This is a genomic window from Paractinoplanes deccanensis (genome assembly GCF_016862115.1).
Taxonomy (GTDB): domain Bacteria; phylum Actinomycetota; class Actinomycetes; order Mycobacteriales; family Micromonosporaceae; genus Actinoplanes; species Actinoplanes deccanensis.
The window spans coordinates 50,947-67,639 of sequence record NZ_BOMI01000145.1 but is presented as its reverse complement, the minus strand read 5'-3'; the positions used below and the strand labels follow the sequence as shown (position 1 = coordinate 67,639).

At 71.2% G+C, this 16,693-nt stretch carries 11 protein-coding genes; 2 read left to right on the top strand and 9 right to left on the bottom strand.

Features of this window, described 5'->3' with window-relative positions; all coding sequences use genetic code 11:
- Window positions 1-7: 7 nt before the first annotated feature.
- Window positions 8-874, top strand: a complete 867-nt coding sequence (locus Ade02nite_RS35055; RefSeq protein ID WP_203773196.1) for an RCC1 domain-containing protein — start codon at window positions 8-10, stop codon at window positions 872-874.
- Here the strand turns inward: Ade02nite_RS35055 and Ade02nite_RS35050 are convergent.
- The 6 genes from Ade02nite_RS35050 to ligA all read right to left on the bottom strand — a co-directional run bounded on the left by Ade02nite_RS35050 (window position 845) and on the right by ligA (window position 10,975).
- Window positions 845-3,094 carry a S8 family peptidase gene (locus Ade02nite_RS35050; protein WP_203773194.1) on the bottom strand — a complete coding sequence of 750 codons (2,250 nt, stop codon included), beginning with the start codon at window positions 3,092-3,094 and terminating at the stop codon, window positions 845-847. The two genes, Ade02nite_RS35055 and Ade02nite_RS35050, sit on opposite strands and share 30 nt — an antisense overlap.
- A gap of 18 nt (window positions 3,095-3,112) precedes the next feature.
- The gene (locus Ade02nite_RS35045; protein ID WP_203773192.1) at window positions 3,113-3,403 is read right to left on the bottom strand and encodes a hypothetical protein; all 291 of its coding nucleotides are present in this window, start codon (window positions 3,401-3,403) and stop codon (window positions 3,113-3,115) included.
- A gap of 62 nt (window positions 3,404-3,465) precedes the next feature.
- Window positions 3,466-4,260 (bottom strand): hypothetical protein, encoded by a 795-nt coding sequence (locus Ade02nite_RS35040; RefSeq protein ID WP_203773190.1) that lies wholly within the window; start codon window positions 4,258-4,260, stop codon window positions 3,466-3,468.
- A gap of 308 nt (window positions 4,261-4,568) precedes the next feature.
- Window positions 4,569-5,948 (bottom strand): glycoside hydrolase family 6 protein, encoded by a 1,380-nt coding sequence (locus Ade02nite_RS35035; RefSeq protein ID WP_239169279.1) that lies wholly within the window; start codon window positions 5,946-5,948, stop codon window positions 4,569-4,571.
- A 127-nt stretch (window positions 5,949-6,075) separates the two neighbouring features.
- Window positions 6,076-8,847, bottom strand: coding sequence for a hypothetical protein (locus Ade02nite_RS35030; protein ID WP_203773188.1), 2,772 nt, complete (start codon window positions 8,845-8,847; stop codon window positions 6,076-6,078).
- Between the two features lie 148 nt (window positions 8,848-8,995).
- A complete protein-coding gene (gene ligA / locus Ade02nite_RS35025; RefSeq protein WP_203773186.1) occupies window positions 8,996-10,975 on the bottom strand; it encodes an NAD-dependent DNA ligase LigA in 1,980 nt (659 codons plus the stop codon).
- 182 nt (window positions 10,976-11,157) lie between these two features.
- Here ligA and Ade02nite_RS35020 point away from each other — a divergent pair, with 182 nt between their 5' ends.
- Window positions 11,158-12,423 carry a vanadium-dependent haloperoxidase gene (locus Ade02nite_RS35020; protein WP_203773184.1) on the top strand — a complete coding sequence of 422 codons (1,266 nt, stop codon included), beginning with the start codon at window positions 11,158-11,160 and terminating at the stop codon, window positions 12,421-12,423.
- Window positions 12,424-12,426: 3 nt separating this feature from the next.
- Here Ade02nite_RS35020 and Ade02nite_RS35015 read toward each other — a convergent pair whose 3' ends face one another.
- The 3 genes from Ade02nite_RS35015 to Ade02nite_RS35005 are packed head-to-tail and all read right to left on the bottom strand — an operon-like array spanning window position 12,427 to window position 16,673.
- Window positions 12,427-13,764 (bottom strand): hypothetical protein, encoded by a 1,338-nt coding sequence (locus Ade02nite_RS35015; protein ID WP_203773182.1) that lies wholly within the window; start codon window positions 13,762-13,764, stop codon window positions 12,427-12,429.
- Window positions 13,761-15,164 (bottom strand): DUF2971 domain-containing protein, encoded by a 1,404-nt coding sequence (locus tag Ade02nite_RS35010; RefSeq protein ID WP_203773180.1) that lies wholly within the window; start codon window positions 15,162-15,164, stop codon window positions 13,761-13,763. The genes Ade02nite_RS35015 and Ade02nite_RS35010 overlap by 4 nt, the downstream gene beginning before the upstream one ends.
- 3 nt (window positions 15,165-15,167) lie before the next feature.
- On the bottom strand, window positions 15,168-16,673 hold the full coding sequence (locus Ade02nite_RS35005; RefSeq protein ID WP_239169278.1) for a class I SAM-dependent methyltransferase: 1,506 nt from the start codon (window positions 16,671-16,673) through the stop codon (window positions 15,168-15,170).
- Between the last annotated feature and the right edge of the window lie 20 nt (window positions 16,674-16,693).

Sequence of the window (16,693 nt, the reverse complement as noted above, 5' to 3'; positions counted from 1 at the left end):
TGCACCCGTGAGGGATGTCGTGATCGCCGCGGGACGGCGACACTCGTTGGGGCTGCGCGCCGACGGCACCGTGGTCGCGGCCGGCAACGGGACCTCGGGGGAGTGCCGGGTCGGCGAGTGGTCCCGGGTGGTCGCCGTGGCCGCCGGCAACGTGCACACGGCGTCCAACACCGGGCGGTCCCACAGCGTCGGCCTTCGTGCGGACGGCACTGTGCTCGCGACGGGCTGGAACGGTGACGGGCAGTGCGACGTCGCGTCATGGCGCGACGTGACTCTGGTCGCCGCGGGCTGGCGCCGCACCTTGGGGCTGGTCGGCGACGGCACCGTGCTGGCCGCGGGACGGCGCCGCGAGGGAGCGTGCGAGGTGAGCGCCTGGCGTGAGGTGGTGGCGCTGGCTTGCGGCGACTGGCATTCGGTCGGCCTCAGAGCCGATGGGACCGCCGTCGCCGTGGGCAACGACCGCCGCGGGCAGTGCGCGGTCGGCAGGTGGCGTGACGTGGCCGCCGTCTCGGCCGGTTACCTGCACACGGTCGGCCTCACCACCGGCGGGCGCGTCCTCGCGGCCGGAGATCAGTCGGCGAGCGCCTGCGATGTCGGTGCTTGGCGGGACGTCGTCGCGGTGGCGGCGGGGAGCTACCACACCGTCGGAGTCACGGCGGCCGGCCGGGTCGTGGCCGTCGGCAGCGACGATCACGGCCAGTGCGACGTGGCCGACTGGCGCGAGATCGTCGCGGTGGCGGCCGGTTCCGCCCACACTCTGGGGCTACGCGCGGACGGAACCGTTGCCGCCACCGGAGACAACGAACACGGTCAGTGCGACGTCACCGGGTGGGACGCGATCCGATCACCGGTCCAGCCCCGAGACAGACGCTGAGCGGCCCTCCGTCTTCTCCTCCAGGAACGACAGCATGGCCTGGCCGTCCAGCTTCGCCGCCCGATCGCCGCTGCGCAGGTCGGTCACGTCGTACTCGATCGAGGGCTCGCCGCCCGGGTGAGCGACCGCGACGACGGTGAACTCGTGCCCCGCCCCGTTCCGCCGTGGCAGCGTCTCGGTCGGCGCGGCGTACCCGCGCCCGCCGTTGTCGTCGACAGTGGTCCAGCCGTCCGCGGTGACCTCGACCCGATACCGGTTGCGGGCGGAGGGCAGGCCGGCCAGCTCGAACGTGTGCACCGTGGCGGCCTCCGGGCTGCCGATCGGGTCGGCCCCGGTCACCGTCAGGCGAGCCGTCGTGGCGACGTCGGTCTTCACGCTGACCCGGCTGCCGTCCTCCTGCACCGCGACGACCGTGGGGAAGGCAGCCGCCCGGGAGAGCGACACGGCCGCGGCGGCGTCGATCTTGCCACTGCCCCAGCCGCCGTCCGGTCCGGCCTCGACGGGCCCGTCGGCCCGGGCCGCGCGGCGCAGCACCTGCGCCACCTGGTCCGCGGTCAGCAGCGGCGCGGCCTGAAGCACGAGCGCCGCCACTCCGGCCACGTGCGGCGCCGCCATCGACGTGCCGGCCAGGGTGGCGTGCACGCCCTCGCCGTCGCTCCAGCCGGCCCGGGCCGAGGCGACGAACTCGCCCGGCGCCGCCAGGTCGGGCTTGGCCCGGCCGTCGCGAGTCGGTCCCAGCGAACTGAACCCGGACAGCTTGCCGACCGTGTCCGGGAACTGCGATTTCGTGACGTACGAGCCGACCGTGATGACGTGCCGGGCCGTACCGGGAATGGTGATCGTCCGGGTGGCATCGCGGGCGCCGGGGGCGAACCGGCTCTGCTCCGGCGCACCCGGTCCTCGGCGCACCGTCCGGTCGATCCACGCGTCGTACCGGCCGTCGGTGATGACGGCGGAGCGCAGCACGATGCTCCACCGCCCGGGTTGGATCTGGTCGGCCGTGCCCCGGCGCAGGATCAGTGAGGCCCGCCGGTCGCCCGTGCCGTCCGCGTCGTCGTCGACATCGATGCGGACCCGGTTGCCGGCCCCCGTCTCGAAGGTGTCCGACGCTCCGGGCCGGACGAGTGCCGTGGAGGCGCCACTCGGCGTGGCGATGCCCACCTCGACGTCGTCGCCGCCGCCGAACCACACCTCGACGACGTCGTCGAGATGGTTGCCGCCGACGACATCGAATGGCAGGAAGTGGTCCTCGCCGGGCGACAGCATGCCGCCGGCGTGGATGCCCCACTGCTGCTCGTTGCCGGCCGACTTGACCACGACGAAGCCGGGCTGCCGGCTGAGCTCGTCGATGCGCCGCTCGAGCAGGGAGTCGCCGCAGTGGCCGCCGCTGTTGCTGCCCTGGCTGAGGTTGACCACGACCGGGCGGCCGCCGGCGCGCTGCCGCACGTAGTCGAGCGCGGCGACCACGCGCGGGGACGAGCCGAGCGAGACCCCGTCGGTGTCGAGGGCGACCACGATCAGCTCGGCGTCGGGGGCGATCCCGGTGAACAGGCCGCTGCCGCGCTCGTCGCCGCAGACGATCCCCGCGACGTGCGTGCCGTGGCCGTTCGCGTCCCTGTCGCGGTGCGGGACCACGGTGTGCGGATCGGGCGCCTGAAGGGCTCGCTCGATGTCCGCCCGGCGGTATTCGCGGCCGAACGGCACGCCGCCGCCGGCCTCGGCGTCCGCGGCCTGGTCCCAGAGAGCGATGATGCGGGTGCCGCCGTCGCCCCGGCGGAAACACGGGTGGGTGTAGTCGATCCCGGAGTCGATCACCGCCACGACCACGCCTGTCCCGGTGATCGGGGGTGACCCCTCGTGCAGGACCTGGGCCCGGCATTCCCGGCGCGACCAGTTGAGCTCGGGGAACAACGGGCGTGCGGCCTCGACGCGGGCCACCGCCTCGTTGCCGGCCAGTGCCGGCAACGCCGTCACGGGCAACCGGAGCGGCCGCACCGAACCGGCCGCACTCAACGGGGCGCCGGGCACGGACGCGGCGACGGCGTCGAGGTCTCCCTCCGCCGTCGCTTCGACCAGGACCTCGATGGTGGCGCCGTCGGCTCGGTCGTTCCAGCCGACGCGCTGACCCAGCGGGGCGTCAGCGGCGGCGGCGAACTCCATCCCGGGCCGGTCGGCGAGCTCGTCGATTATCAGGCGTAAGCGCGGATCCAGTGTGGCCATCCTCGGGCCTCCTTCGCCCTATTCCTTTCCGCCACCGCCCTCGCCGAACAGCGGGCGCGACGATTCCAGCCGCCGCACCGCCGCGAGCGCGGCAAGCCGCTTCAGCGCGCTGACATCGGGGACGTGACCCGCCACGACCGTGCCGTCGCCGGACATGAGGGTCAGCCCCGCCGTCTGCAACTGGTGGCGGACGGCGGCGGTGAGGGGTTCGTGCAGAGCGACGAGCACGTCCAGCCGGCCGCCCGGGCCGCCTTCGTCGACGGCGGCCCGGGTCCGTGGGTCCAGCTTGGCCTGCCAGGGCTCGTTCATGAACGGTCATCGACCGGCCGCGCGGGCACCGCCGTCCACCGGCGCCGGTGCCCGCCGGCCGATCACGCGTAGATCAGCACCCGGACCGGGATGTCCTGCACGAAGCCGGGAACGATCCCCGGCACCACGACCGGCTGGCCGTTCGTCCCGGGAATACTGGGGAAGACGAACGGCGGCTCGGTGTCGAGCTGCAGCCACTGCGACGCGTATCCGGCGAACGGCGGCAGGCCCGAGGCCACGCTGCGCACGTCGATGGTGAGCGTGATGTCGAGCAGCCGGGGAGCGCCGTCCGGCGGTGCGGGCACGGCGGGAATGCGCAGCACGTGGAAGTCGACGAAGCCTCCGCCGAAGGTGCCGTTGACCGGGCCGAGATCCGGGCCGTTGGCCACGTCGTTGACGTTCACCGTCTGGCCCCGGATCACGTAGGGCTGGCCGGCCATCACGTCGGCCGCCGACGGGTTGCCCATCGTGAAGGCCAGCGGGGCCGGGTTCCGCCAGATGGCGGCGATCAGGAACGCCCGCTCACCGGCCCGGATGATCCGGTTGGGCCGGAACGGCGGGCCGCCGATCGGCTGGAACGGTCCCACCGCGATCATGTCGAAGAACTGGTAGGGCACGCCACCGAAGACGGCGGTCGGCTCCGTCAGCTCCGAGGTGTCGCCCTGGCTCTGGCCGTTGCGCGCGGCGGAGGTCCTCTGCGTCTGCGCCTGCGACTTGATCTGCTTGATCTGGGCCCGGTAGACGTCGGTGCCCTTCAGAAGTCTCTGGCCGAGGTCCTCGACCGTCTCGTTGATCTCTTCGCGAAGATCCAGCAGTTCCTCGGGTATCTCGAGTCGCTCCGAGAACTTCGTGGTCATCTGGGTCATCTTTGACCTCCAAAACCGGCGTGAAGTCGAAGAGTCACTGCAGCGTCTCGCCCTTCACCCTTCTCGCTCGCAACCACAGATCGCCATGTCCCGCAAGTGTCAGGAACTGCATAGACTTAGGTCAATTGATCTGATAAGACCGCGCACGTTTCCCTGATGTGGCGTTCCCCGCGCATTCGGATGTCACGGTCCACTGGGGCAAAAGACCCGAACGTCCGCGTCATGCCCGAGGCCGTTCGGAGAGGCAGACTCGGGCGGCCCGGCGGGTTTCCGCCGGGCCGCCGCGTTGATCGGTCTTGTCAGGCCGTGCAGGTGAGGGTGGGCGTGGCTGCCGCACCCGAGGCGATGAAACCGAACTCGGCAGATGCGCCCGGGGCGAGGGAGCCGTTCCAGGCGGCGTTGCGGACAGTCGCCGTGGAGCCGTTGACCGACAGGACGCCACCCCAGACCTGGTTGATCGACTGGCCGGAGGCGAGGGTCCAGGAGACCGACCAGGCGCTGATCGCGCCGCCGCCGGCCTTGACGGTGACCTGGCCCTGGAAGCCGCCCTGCCACGAGCTCGACGTCACGTAGGTCGCTCCGCACGCACCGCCCGGCTGGGGAGTCGTCGGTGGCGTGGTCGGCGGAGTCGTCGGAGGTGTGGTCGGTGGAGTTGTCGGCGGGGTGGTGGGGCCGGTGGTCGGCGGGAGCGGCGCGCCGGTGGCGAGGCTGGCGGCCAGGTCGGGCTGGAACGAGCCGGCCGCGTACCGGCAGCCGTCCGCCTCGCCCGGCGGCTTCACCCACAGGAAGGCGTCGATGTTCGCGTCGCCGGTGTCGAGCGTCGGGTAGCGCCCGATCCGCCGGTCGGTGTTGTCGTCGCCGCACCAGTCGCCGGCCGCGCCGCCGTTGCGGCTGGTGTCGATGACCTGGCGCTTGCCGTTGATGCCGCGCCCGGACAGCGCGCTCAGCACCGACCGGCCGAACGCCGTCTCGTTCGCGGTGGACTGGAAGTTCGAGACGTTGGTGTAGAAGCCGTCGGCGTCCGCGACGCCCGCGTTGGCCAGCCGGCCGGCCGTGTCGGCGGCGGAGTTCCACGCGGAGTGGCCGGCGTCCAGGTAGACCTTGGCGCCGGCCGCCTTGAGGGTGCGGGTCGCGGTGGCGAGCGCCTGGCTGCGTGCGGTGATCTCGCCGGCGCTGAGGCAGGTCAGCAGCGCCAGAGAGTCGGGCTCGAGCATGATCAGCGTGGTGCGGCCGCCCAGCCCGCGGGCGATGTTGGTGACCCAGGTCTGGTACTGGTTCAGGTCGGGCGCACCGCCCGCGCTGGCGCCGCCGCAGTCACGGTTCGGGATGCCGTACAAGGTCAGGACCGGCACCTGCCCCGCGCCGGTGGCGGCGCCGACGTAGGTGGAAACCTCGGACTGGACGGTCGAGAGGTTGAAGTTCGACAGCCAGCGCGAGGCGGGCTGGCTGGCGATCCGCGAGCTGATCAGCGGCGTGCGCGAATCGTTGGGATTGGCGGCCACCCAGCGCGCGACGGCGGTGTCGGGGTCGCGGTAGAGGACGCCGGACAGCGTGCCGGCCGAGGCGGTGCCGGCACCGAGCGCGACGGCGGCCGCGGCGGTGGCACACGCGACCGACGCGGCGACGAGGGTCAGTCGTCGCCGACGGTGAGGGGACTGGTGAGGAGGGGAGAGAGGCAAGATGCTTCCTTCCGAAAGGGGGAATCCGGATTTGGGAGCGCTCCCGAACGATAACCCGGCAGGCGGGCGCGGGCAATTGAAGGTTCTCGATCACGGGCGCGGAGCGGATCGTCGATGCTGCGTGACGTCAGTTGACCGGCGGCCGGGTCGCCGGCACGAGTGAAGTGTCGTCCGTTGGCGGTGCCAGGCCGGCGAGATTGCCCGGCGCGGCGATCGGTGTCATGTCCCAGGCTGCCCGGAAGCGCCCGATCATTTCCCAGCCGACCATCGGGTTGAGGGACATGGCGCGGCGGATGCGGGCGAGTGCGTCGAACCCACGGTCGTCTGCGGAAGTGAGAGCCTGCCGCCAGCACGGTGTCGCGTGTCGGGTCCCGGCGAAGAACTCGACGAGCGTCGCGCAATACAAGGCGTAACAGGCAATCTCCCGCACGAGGCGGCGTAGTGCGGCCCGGCTCGACTCATCGGGAGCGTCAGGCGCCGCACTCAGGCACAGACCGGCGATGTCGGCGACGGCGTGCTGGAAGCGCCGGGTGTCGGACACGTGCTCCGCGATGCTGTCGCACCAGAGGATCAGCCGCGACGTGATCGGCTCGGCATCGATCTTGCGGATGGCGGCGGTCACGGCTCCCGCCTTGCCACGAAGCTCGCGTTCCACGAGGCGTGTGGTCACGTCGGCCAGCTTCGGTGACTGTGACGTGTCCGTCGCGAGATCGACCATGGTGCGCGTGGTCCGGATCAGGTCGCGCGGCAGACCACCGGACACGCAGAAACTCAAACCCTTGAACGGCACCGCTATTTCCGTCGTGCGCCGGCTCAGCAGGTCTGAGCTCTCATGGAAGCTGAGGTAGTCGATGCTGATGATCTCGTCGAAGGCGCTGTCGAACACGTCCCGGAAAGGAAGACCGCGCCGTTCGAACGACGCCATCGCATCCTCGGACACCGATACCAGGAAGTGGCAGCCCGGTACGCCGAAGATGCTCTTGATGTCGTTGAGGAACTGCTGCGCACGGGCGTCATTCTCGATCTTGTCGAGCTCGTCGATCCCGATGATCAGGCGAGCCTTCGGGTCTCCGGCCTGATCCTTCGCGATGAGCATGAGGAACTGCCGCACCTCGTCCACGATGTCGGGCAGGTTCTTGGGCTGGCGTACGAAGCCGCTGGCCCGCTTGTGGCCGGACTCCGCGCCGACCGGCAGTTTGATCGTCCCGGTCCACTCTCCCGAGATGCTCTGCTGGAACTGGATCTCGTAGAGCCGGTCGCGGGCGGCGGCCTCCAGCTCGGACACGCCTTCGCCGAGGGTCGGTGGCTTCCGGCTGGGGAAACGGGACCAGGTCTGCGCGGCGAGGGCGAGCGCCACCGCGATGAGGACGGTGGCGAGTGCTTGTCCGGTATTGACGGGGTAGCCGAACGCCGAGAAGGCGAACATGAAAAGACCGCCGATCCCGATTGCCGCGGCGATGGCGAAGGAGGCCAGCTTCGAGCGTGCCGCGACGAGCGCGTCGATCGGATCGGGTGGCGTGACCCGGCCGCCGCTCTGCACGATGACGGTGCGGCAGATCTGCGCGTACAGGTGAAGCAGGAACTCTCGTGGGGAGTACTCGACGGGAGCGGACACGAGGACCCGAAGGCCCGGTTCGGTGCGCTGATGGGCACAGAACGAGCCCAGCACGGTCGACTTGCCCACGCCCCGCGGGCCCGCCACGCCGATGCTGCCGCCCGGCATCGCGTCGATCAGCGCGCGCAGCCGGAGTGTCGCCGACGTGGGGATCTCGTAGAGCGGGTCGAAGGACTGACTGAGTCCTTCTGGCCGCTCGACCACCAGAGCGGTTTCGTAGGAAGGCTCATTGTCGCTGATCAACCGGCGGATGTACGGCACGATCATCTGGTTCTGCAACTGCTCGAGCTGCGCCGTTCGTACGGCGCGGAAGTCCGTCTCGGCCTCGTCGATCAGGGTCAGCCGGCGTCCGGATCGGCTCAGTGCGGCGTTCAGGCCGAGAACGACGGACGCGGCGACGGCGAGAACGGCGTCGGGCTCGGGGATGTCGAGTCGTTTGAGGCCGGTGCCGACATTGAGGCCGGTCAAAAGGGCGGCGAGGGGGAGCCCGATACCGACCACGGGCGCCACGACCGCGACCCGCCGGATCGGGATGCCGCCGACGCGTTCCTTGACGAACCAGTCGGCGTGGTGGCGCGGCCAAAGCGTCTCGGCGGCGACAGCGGCCGAGACAATCGCGATGACCACGACGGCGAATGCCGTCGCGGCGGACTGCTTCTGGGCGACCGGAGAAATCTTGACCGCCGACAACGCCAGGACGGCGGGAAAAGCAGACAAAGCCGCGACCTGGACGAGATAAGCCCGCACCGGGATGCGGCCGAAGAGCTGAGCGAGCGCGACGGCGAGCACCACCGTCGCCAGCCCGCAGGCGGTCCAGAGGCCGACCGGGCTCGCCCACTCGACGCCGTGCGCGCCGGGCTCGGCCACAGCGAACGCCGCGACCCAGACCAGCATGGCTGTCGCCGTCACCAACCGCCGCCATCCGGGCGTGAAGACCCAGAAGTAATCGAGGCCGCCCATCTCCTCGCGAGCCGACCGGGTCGCGGCGAGATGCTCGAGCGCATCGCCGATCGTGTCGAGCTGATCCGCGGCATCGGCACGCAGGTCCGTACGGGACTTGTCGCGCACGTACGTGGCGGTCAACCGAGACGTGGCCAGGTCGTCCTTCGTGCTCTCCAGGCTGCCCGCGAGAGCGTCTTCGAACATGTCGTCGAGGTACGTCGCACGTACGGCGTCGGTCAGATCGCGACGCCGCATCTGGTCGGGTGGCGGCACGGGCCGCCGGGGCGCCGCGAAGATCTGCCGAAACCGGTCCAGAAAATCCATTGCGGGAGGGTTCCACAAGGTAGAGGCAGAAGGGACCGGCCGATCGGCCGACCCGTTACCCCGCGTTACCCTCGGCGCTTGACAGCACCTATGGGGACACTGGCCACAGGAGGGAGCGGCGGGCGGGCGGGCACCAAGGAATGCCGCTCAGTGAGGCGCCGAGGGGTCAGTCGGTGAGCATGTGGGCGAACTCGGCTGGGTCGATGATGGGGATGCCTAGCTTGGCGGCTTTGACGGCCTTTGCCGTGGTGGTCTCTGAGGTGATTAGGGCCGTGGTGGTGGCGGAGACGCTGCCGGTGGCTCGGCCGCCCAGCTGTTCGATGCGTTCGCTCACTGTGGTGCGGGTGTAGCCGGGGACGCTGCCGCTGACCACGTAGGTCCTGCCCTCGAAGGGCTTGTCGCCGGCTGTTTCGGGGACGCTCATGGTGACGCCGGCGGCGGCCAGGCGGTCGATGACGCCGGACATGGCGGCCAGGCCGTCGACGACGTGCTGGGCCTTGATCAGGCCCATCTTGTCGATCTCGGCGATCTCGTCGACGGTGGCGGCGCGCAGCGCGTCCATGGTCTTGAAGCGGGCTGCCAGCCAGCGGCCGACGCTGCGGCCGGTCATGCGGATGCCCAGGCCGGTGATGACGCGGTTGAACGGCTGGCTCTTGCTGCGCTCCAGCGACGCGACGACCTTTGCCGCGTTGAGCTTGCCGAGCTGCACCACGCCGCCCGCCTTGGTGGTGCCCACCGGCAGGTCGGCCAGTTGGTCAGCGGTCAGGTCGTAGAGGTCGGCGACGTCGGTGGCCAGGCCCGCGTTGACCAGGGCGACGCAGAGGGCCTCGCCGGCGCCCTCGACGTCCATGGCCTCGCGGCTGCACCAGTATTCGAGCGCGTTGGTGGCGCTGCACGAGGCGGTGTGGCAGCGCCAGAGCAGGCTGGACTTGTCCCACGGCTCGCCGCACTGGGGGCAGGTCTCGGGCGGCGTCCACGGGGTGAGGCCGTGCGGCTGCTCGCCGATGGGCGCGGTGACCCGCGGGATGACGTCGCCGGCCCGCCACACCGCGACGGTCTGGCCGATGGCGAGGCCCTGCTCCTCGACGAACTTCGGGTTGTGCAGCGTCGCGTAGGTGATCGTGGTGCCGTCGACGAAGACCGGGTCGAGCACGGCGCGCAGCGAGATGCGCCCGGTGCGCCCCACCCGCACCTCGATGTCGCGCAGCACGGTGGAGCCCGTGTCGGCGGGATATTTGAACGCGGCCGCCCAGTAGGGCGTGCGACTGCCGGAGCCGAGCCGCCGGCGCGTCGACTCGAGGTCGGCGGTGAGCACCGCGCCGTCGATCGGGAAGTCGAGGCCGCCGCGCAGCTCGCCGATGCGCGCGATGGCGGCGAGCGCGGCCTCCGCGTCGCCGGCGACCTGGATCTCGCCGGTGGCCAGCCGCCCGGCCACGGGGAAGCCGAGCTCGGCGGCCCGCGCCATGCGCTCGCGGTGGGAGGCGAAGTCGCCGGAGATGTCGTAGGCCGCGAAGGTCATCGGCGCCTCGTAGGCGCGGTCGGCGCTGCGGATGGACCCGGCGACCGCGCCGCGTGAGTTGATGAACGCCTTGCCGCCGGCGGCGACCCGGTTGGCGCCGGCGGCCTCGAAGTCGGCGACGGTCATGTAGACCTCGCCGCGCACCTCGCCCGTCCACGGCGTGCCGAGCCGGGCGGGCAGGCCCGCGATGCCGCGCAGCACCTGGGCGGTGACGTTCTCGCCCGTGCTGCCGTCGCCGCGCAGCGCGGCCAGCGTGAGCCGGCCCGACTCGTAGACCACGCGGATGGCGAGCCCGTCGAGCTTGACCTCGACCAGGCACGGATCGCCGCCGAGGCTCGCGACGAAGGCGCGCACCTCGTCGTCGCCGGTGACCTTGCCGAGCGACATCATCGGCTCGGGATGGCGCACGTCGCCGCCCTCGGACACGCCCGCCGCGACCCGCGTGGTGACGCCGCGGTCGTCCCACTCCGGATGGGCCCGCTTCGCCTCGGCGATCCGGTCGAGCAGCGCGTCGTAGTCGGCGTCGGTCATCAGCACGTCGCCGGTGTCGTAGTAGGACTTGGCGGCGGCCTGGGCCTGGTCGACCGCGGCGGCGAACGCGGCTTCGGTGAGGGCGGTTTCCGTCATGCCGACAACCTACGGCGCCGGTACGACATTTTTCGGCGAGCGCGTGGCGGCAGCCAGTCAAAGGCGCATAAGGCGGTAGAAGCCGATACCGGCGATATAGCCGTATGTCGATGCCTTGCCGGGAAGTGCGTGCGTCGGCAGGCTCAGGTCATTCGGGTCGAAACATACGGGGGTACTCGATCATGCCGGGATTGATTCGGCGCGTGGCCGTCGTGGCCGCGCTCGCCCTGACCGCTGCCGCGATGCCCGTCGCGACCGCCTCGGCCGCGCCGGCCGCTCCCGGGGACGCCAACATCGTCGTCACCTGGGCCGTCAATTCGCACATCGCCGCGTACGACGTCGCGCGCCAGCCGCCGTACATCAACGGCCGGGTCTTCGCCATGGTCCAGGGCGCCGTCTACGACGCGGCCAACGCCGCGGCCGGCAGCCCGTACGAGCCCTATCTGTTGCCCGTGCGCGGCCGGCAGGGCCACTCGCTGGACGCGGCGGTCGCCACCGCCGCGTACCAGGTGCTCCTCTCGATCTTCCCGGCGCAGGCAGCGACGCTGCGCGCGCAGTACGACGAGTCGCTCGCCCCGATCCGCGACGGCAAGGCGAAGCGGGGCGGCATCGCGCTCGGCGAGGAAGCGGCGGCCGCGATGATCGCCTTCCGCCGTGACGACGGCTCCGGCCGCACCGCGACGTGGAACATCGGCACGGCACCGGGCCAGTGGCGGCCCACCCCGCCGGGCTTCGCGCAGGAGGGCGCCCACGTCGCCGACGTCCGGCCGTTCGTCATCCGCAGCGGCGCCGACTTCCGTACGGCCGGACCGCCCGCCCTGGGCAGTGCCGCCTACGCCCGCGAGCTGAACGAGGTGAAGGCGCTCGGCTCGGCCACCAGCACGGTGCGCACCCAGGACCAGACCCAGGCGGCGATCTGGTGGCACGACCGGCACCAGACCGAGTGGGAGATCAAGGCGCAACTCGCCCGTACCCAGCGTCTGAGTCCCTTGGAGACGGCGCGCATGTACGCGATGTCCGACGTGACCCGCGCCGACACGACCATCGCCTGCTTCACCCAGAAGCGCCAGTGGAACTTCTGGCGCCCGGTCACCGCGGTGCAGCTCGCCGACACCGACGGCAACCCGGCCACCACCGCCGACCCGGCGTGGACGCCGCTGCTGATCACGCCGCCGTTCCCCGACTTCACGTCCGGGCACGCCTGCACGACCAGCGCCATCATGACGTCGCTGTGGCGCTTCTTCGGCCGCGACGACATCGCGTTCAGCGCCTACAGCGCCGACTCGGGCACGACGCGGCACTTCACGAGCTTCTCGCAGGCCACCGCGGAGGTTGTCGAGGCGCGCATCTGGGGCGGCGTGCACTACCGAAGCGCCGACGTCCAGGGAGTGCGGCTGGGAGAGCAGGTGGCTCATTACGTCCTGGCACGCGAGTTCCGGCGCCGCTGATCGTCACGCGACGGGCTCGGGGATGGCCGAGGGAACCAGCACGGCCCACCGCCCGCTCCCGAGCCCGGTGTCTCGCTGCCACTCGCCCACGGAGACGATCGCCGCCTCGGAGCCGTCGCTGTAGGCGACGACGATGCGAGTGCCCGGGTCGAGATCCTCGAGCAGGGTCGCGATGGTGACATGCGTGCGGGGCCTGTGCCGATCGAGGCTCGTGGTCGCCCACAGGGAGTCGACCGGCTCGATCTCGAGGCGCACGATGTCGCCGGTGCGGCGCACCCCGGTAACCCGCGCGGCCGCGACCGACGATGTCGCCACGACCAGCGACCGGTCGGGCTTCGTGCCCGCGAGCTTGCTCGCGACGGTTTCCGCGGCCGAGGTCTCCAACTCGTCGGTGAAGTCCTCGACGAGAGAGGCCTTGATGCGGCCCCGCTCCACGCCGAGGTCGGCGAGGCGGTCGACGATCGGTTCCGGCCGGGGATTGACCACATCCACCGCGACATCGCGACCGGCGAGGGCATCGGTCAGCATTCCCGAGGTCACCAGGTCGGTGGGCGGCATCGAATAGCCGATCAACGCCACCCGGCCGGCGCCGCGCAGCGCCTCACCCGCCGAGCGCCAGAGCTCGCGGGTGACCGGGTTGTTGTAGAAGGAGGACTTCGCCGCGGCCGGGGGCACGATGAAGGGACTGCGACCCGGCAGGTCCCGTCGGCGCGCCTCTTCGGGAGCCTCTCGGGCGTTGCCCCAGCCGCCGAGCAGGTGCCAGCGCTGGATCGTGGCACCCGAGCTGTCGCCGGGCACCCAGAACGTGTCGAGCGACCCGTGCAGCTTCAGCAGCCGAAATGATCCCCCACTGGCCCGCCTGGAGGCGGCAGCGTGCAGAGGCGGTACGCCCCTGGCCAGCTGGAAACCCTCCGCAGGGCTGCTGGAGGGCCATGTGGCCAGGAGCGAGTGGGCGACCGTGTGCTCGATCAACGTGTCGTAGTTGAACGTGATGACGTCGGCGGCGCCGGCGTGCATGAGACCGACGAGCCGTCGCAGCCACCAGCTCGGCTCGCCCTTCAGCACCTCGAGCTCGCGTTCCCGGATGATGCCGTGGATCTCGTGGAGGACGCGGAGGAAGAGGCCGTAGTTGGTGGCGTTCTCGTGGTCGAGCAGGTCGGGCTGCGCCTCGGCCAGCCGGGACAGCCAGGCCTCGAAGTAGCCGCCCTTGAACCCCCGCGGCGAGCGGGCCGCCGCCTCCGGGACCCGGGCGCGCACGAGGTTGCCGAGCTCGTCGGTGAGCGGCATCGCGTCGGAGATCGCGTGCGACAGGCCGGCACCCAGGACGAAGACTGTTCTCATCGCGCCTGCTCCCGCAACTCGTCGAAGGCCGCGCGGGCGCCGCCGACGGCGATGAGCAACTCGCCGGCCACCTGACGGATCGCGGTGACTGCCTCGGCGCGGGTGGTTTCGGGGGCCGTGCGCCAGTGGTCGTGCGGGCGGATGCCTTCCTCCGGGTGCGGCTCCTCGATCCGGACGACGGCGTGCAGGCGGACCCGGTCGTCGTCCAGGACCTGAAGGGCGGCGGCCGCGACAAGGGTGGGGCCGCCCGCGGGAAGGCTCTGGACGGTGCAGAAGGAGCCGGTCTCCAGGTGGACCACCTCGCCCGGGACGCCCGGTTGACGGGACCGTTGGCTCTCCGGGACCGCCGTGGTCGACCTGCCGACCGTCACGTCGGTTTTGGGCCACTCGCACGTGACCTCGGCGATCGCCATGAGGGCGTCCATCAGGTCCTGAGCCGGCTCGGTGTACGACTTCTCCGCGGCTTCCCGCAGGTGCGCTGCGCGGACGTTGCACGCGTCCAGGGCGGCGATGCGTTCTTCCACGGTGCCGTCGCGCCGGGGCGGCGCGACGGAGCTGTCGTCCACGAGAGCCACGCGGGGTATGGGCGCCGCGCGCAGCGACCGGCCGGGTCCGAAGAGCTCGAGCACCTCGACGTGCGGGTACGGCTCGAGGGCCGCCCGCAGCACCGGCCGGCGGCTCTTCGGGAAGTCGGCACCCAGGAAGACGCCGGTCAGAGCCGCGCTGATCGGGATCTCGGCGGGCAGCACCGACTGGTCGACGAGGACCAGGCGGTACTCCATCTCGTTGGACCAGTCGCGGTGCTTGCGGAAGAAGATCTGCTCCGCGTTGGCCCGAGCGTAGACGACCGCGGCCGCGTCGACGCCGAACTCGCGGATCTGGCCCAGGTCCATGCCGAGGGTCGGCGTCGCCGCGTGGATGTACTGCACCGGGCCGTGGAACCGGAGAAGCGCTCCGGGCGCGGGAGTGCTCTCGAAGGCGCGGACCAGCGCCTCCTGATCGAACCTCAGGCAGATCCCGGAGTGCCGGCCTCCGTAGTGTGCCCAGGTCGCCAACCGGTTCCAGCCGCGCAGGGCATCGGGATCGAGGACAGGGTCGAGGAACGTCCAGTCCTGGGTGAGGCAGGCCACCTTGGCGTGCAACCGGAGGGACCGGTCGATCTGCGCCCACACCTGCTGGAGGTTGTCGGCGTGGTCGCGGTCGTCGTGGTGAACGGCGATGGCCGGGTAGGCCGGTTTCGACTCCCACGGGTCGTTCGTCGTCTCGAACGGTGACAGCCGCAGCGTGCCGCTGCGCAGGATGCCGAAGATCGCGGCCTCGGCGTTCGTGTAGTGGAAGAGGGCGCCGGTCCGCTGTCGCGGAGCGTTCTCCATCTCCGCGTCGAAGAAGTCGAGGGTCATCGGTCAGCCGTTGTGGGGGCGGCGGGCCACGGTCAGCAGATGCGTCGTCGGCCAGGGGAGCGGGGTGCCGTCGAGGTCGGTCAGGGCGGCGACCGGGGCGATCCGGTTGTCGATCACCCAGTCGTTGCGGATCGGGGCCGACGCCGGGTCGATCTCGAAGCCGGCCTCGGTCAGCAGGGCCGTCCAGTCGGTGAAGCTCAGGCCGCAGAACTGCTCCTGGGTCTCGGAGAGCCAGTTGTCGGTGTAGTCCTTGCGGGTCAGGTAGTCCATGGCCGACGCCTGGTCGAGGCGGACGGTGTCGTCGCCGACCGGGTCGTAGGAGAAGGGGAACGCGAAGTCGACGGCGAACTGGTCGAGGCGGGCGCGGGTCGACAAGCCTTCCACGTACGCCTTGACCTCGGCGGGAGGCAGGCCGGCCAGGTCGGTGCGCGGGGTGGCGGGGTTGGCGCCGTCGTCGCGGGTGAGGCGCAGCAGGACGGGGCGGTCGCGGTCGCCGGGGCCGCAGACGTCGCTGTTGATCCAGACGCCGCCGGGGGCGGTGTGGTCGAAGATGCGGCGGGCGAACTGGAGCACGGCGGCGCGGCGCTCGCCGTACGACCAGATCTCGTGGGTCAGGGCGAAGGTGAGCGTGGTGTCCACCGAGCGGTCGTCGAAGATGGCGCCGCCCAGGACGTTGCGCTGGTAGAAGTAGACGTTCGCGTTGCGGAAGACGCCCTGGTCCTTCTTGTGCAGGCACTCCTGGTAGAGGTGGCGGGCGATCTCGACGCCGATCAGGTCGCTCTCGTGCAGGCCGGGCTCGCGGTCGGCCAGCTCCAGCACGGAGCCGGCGCCGCAACCGATGTCGACGATGCGGCCGGGCTGCACGTACTGGCGTACGGCCGCCCATTTGCGCTCGGCGGCGACGGTGAACGCCTCGACGTAGGTGCGGTAGTCGCGGGTCGCGGTGAGGCCGCCCTCGTCGCCGATGATCGGGTCGTTGATGACGGTGCGGACCGTGTCGACCAGGCGGTAGCGCTCGAAGACGTCGATGGTCGCCGGGTGGGCGAGCTCGCGCCACGTGTCGTCGCCCTGGCTCAGCCGCAGCAGCACGTCCCAGGGCCGTTCCGGCTGGACGGGCAGGGCGGCCTCGGCCCAGGCGATCGGGAAGCCGAGACGCTCGTACAGCTTGACGACCTGAGGGGTGGAGCAGGCGACCAGGGTGTTGCCGGGCGTCAGGTCGAGCCCGGTGGCGACCGCGATGGTCTTGAGCGTCACCTCGGCGAAGGCGTCGGTCGGCGCGGTGTCGAAGATCGGCACGACCACCGACCGGAGCCCGGTGAGCACGCTGAAGCGCTCGATGGCGGCCTCGCGGCGGTGGTACGGGACGGGGTTGCGCTTCGTGTTCTCGTGGTTGGCCGAGGTGACCGCCCAGACGATCGTCGAGCCGTCCTCGGCGAGCCGGAGCAGGTAGTCGGCCTGGAAGCGGGTCAGCAGATGATGCCGGCCGGGGAAGAGAACGAAGGGCGCCACCGTGGTGATCATACGCGGCG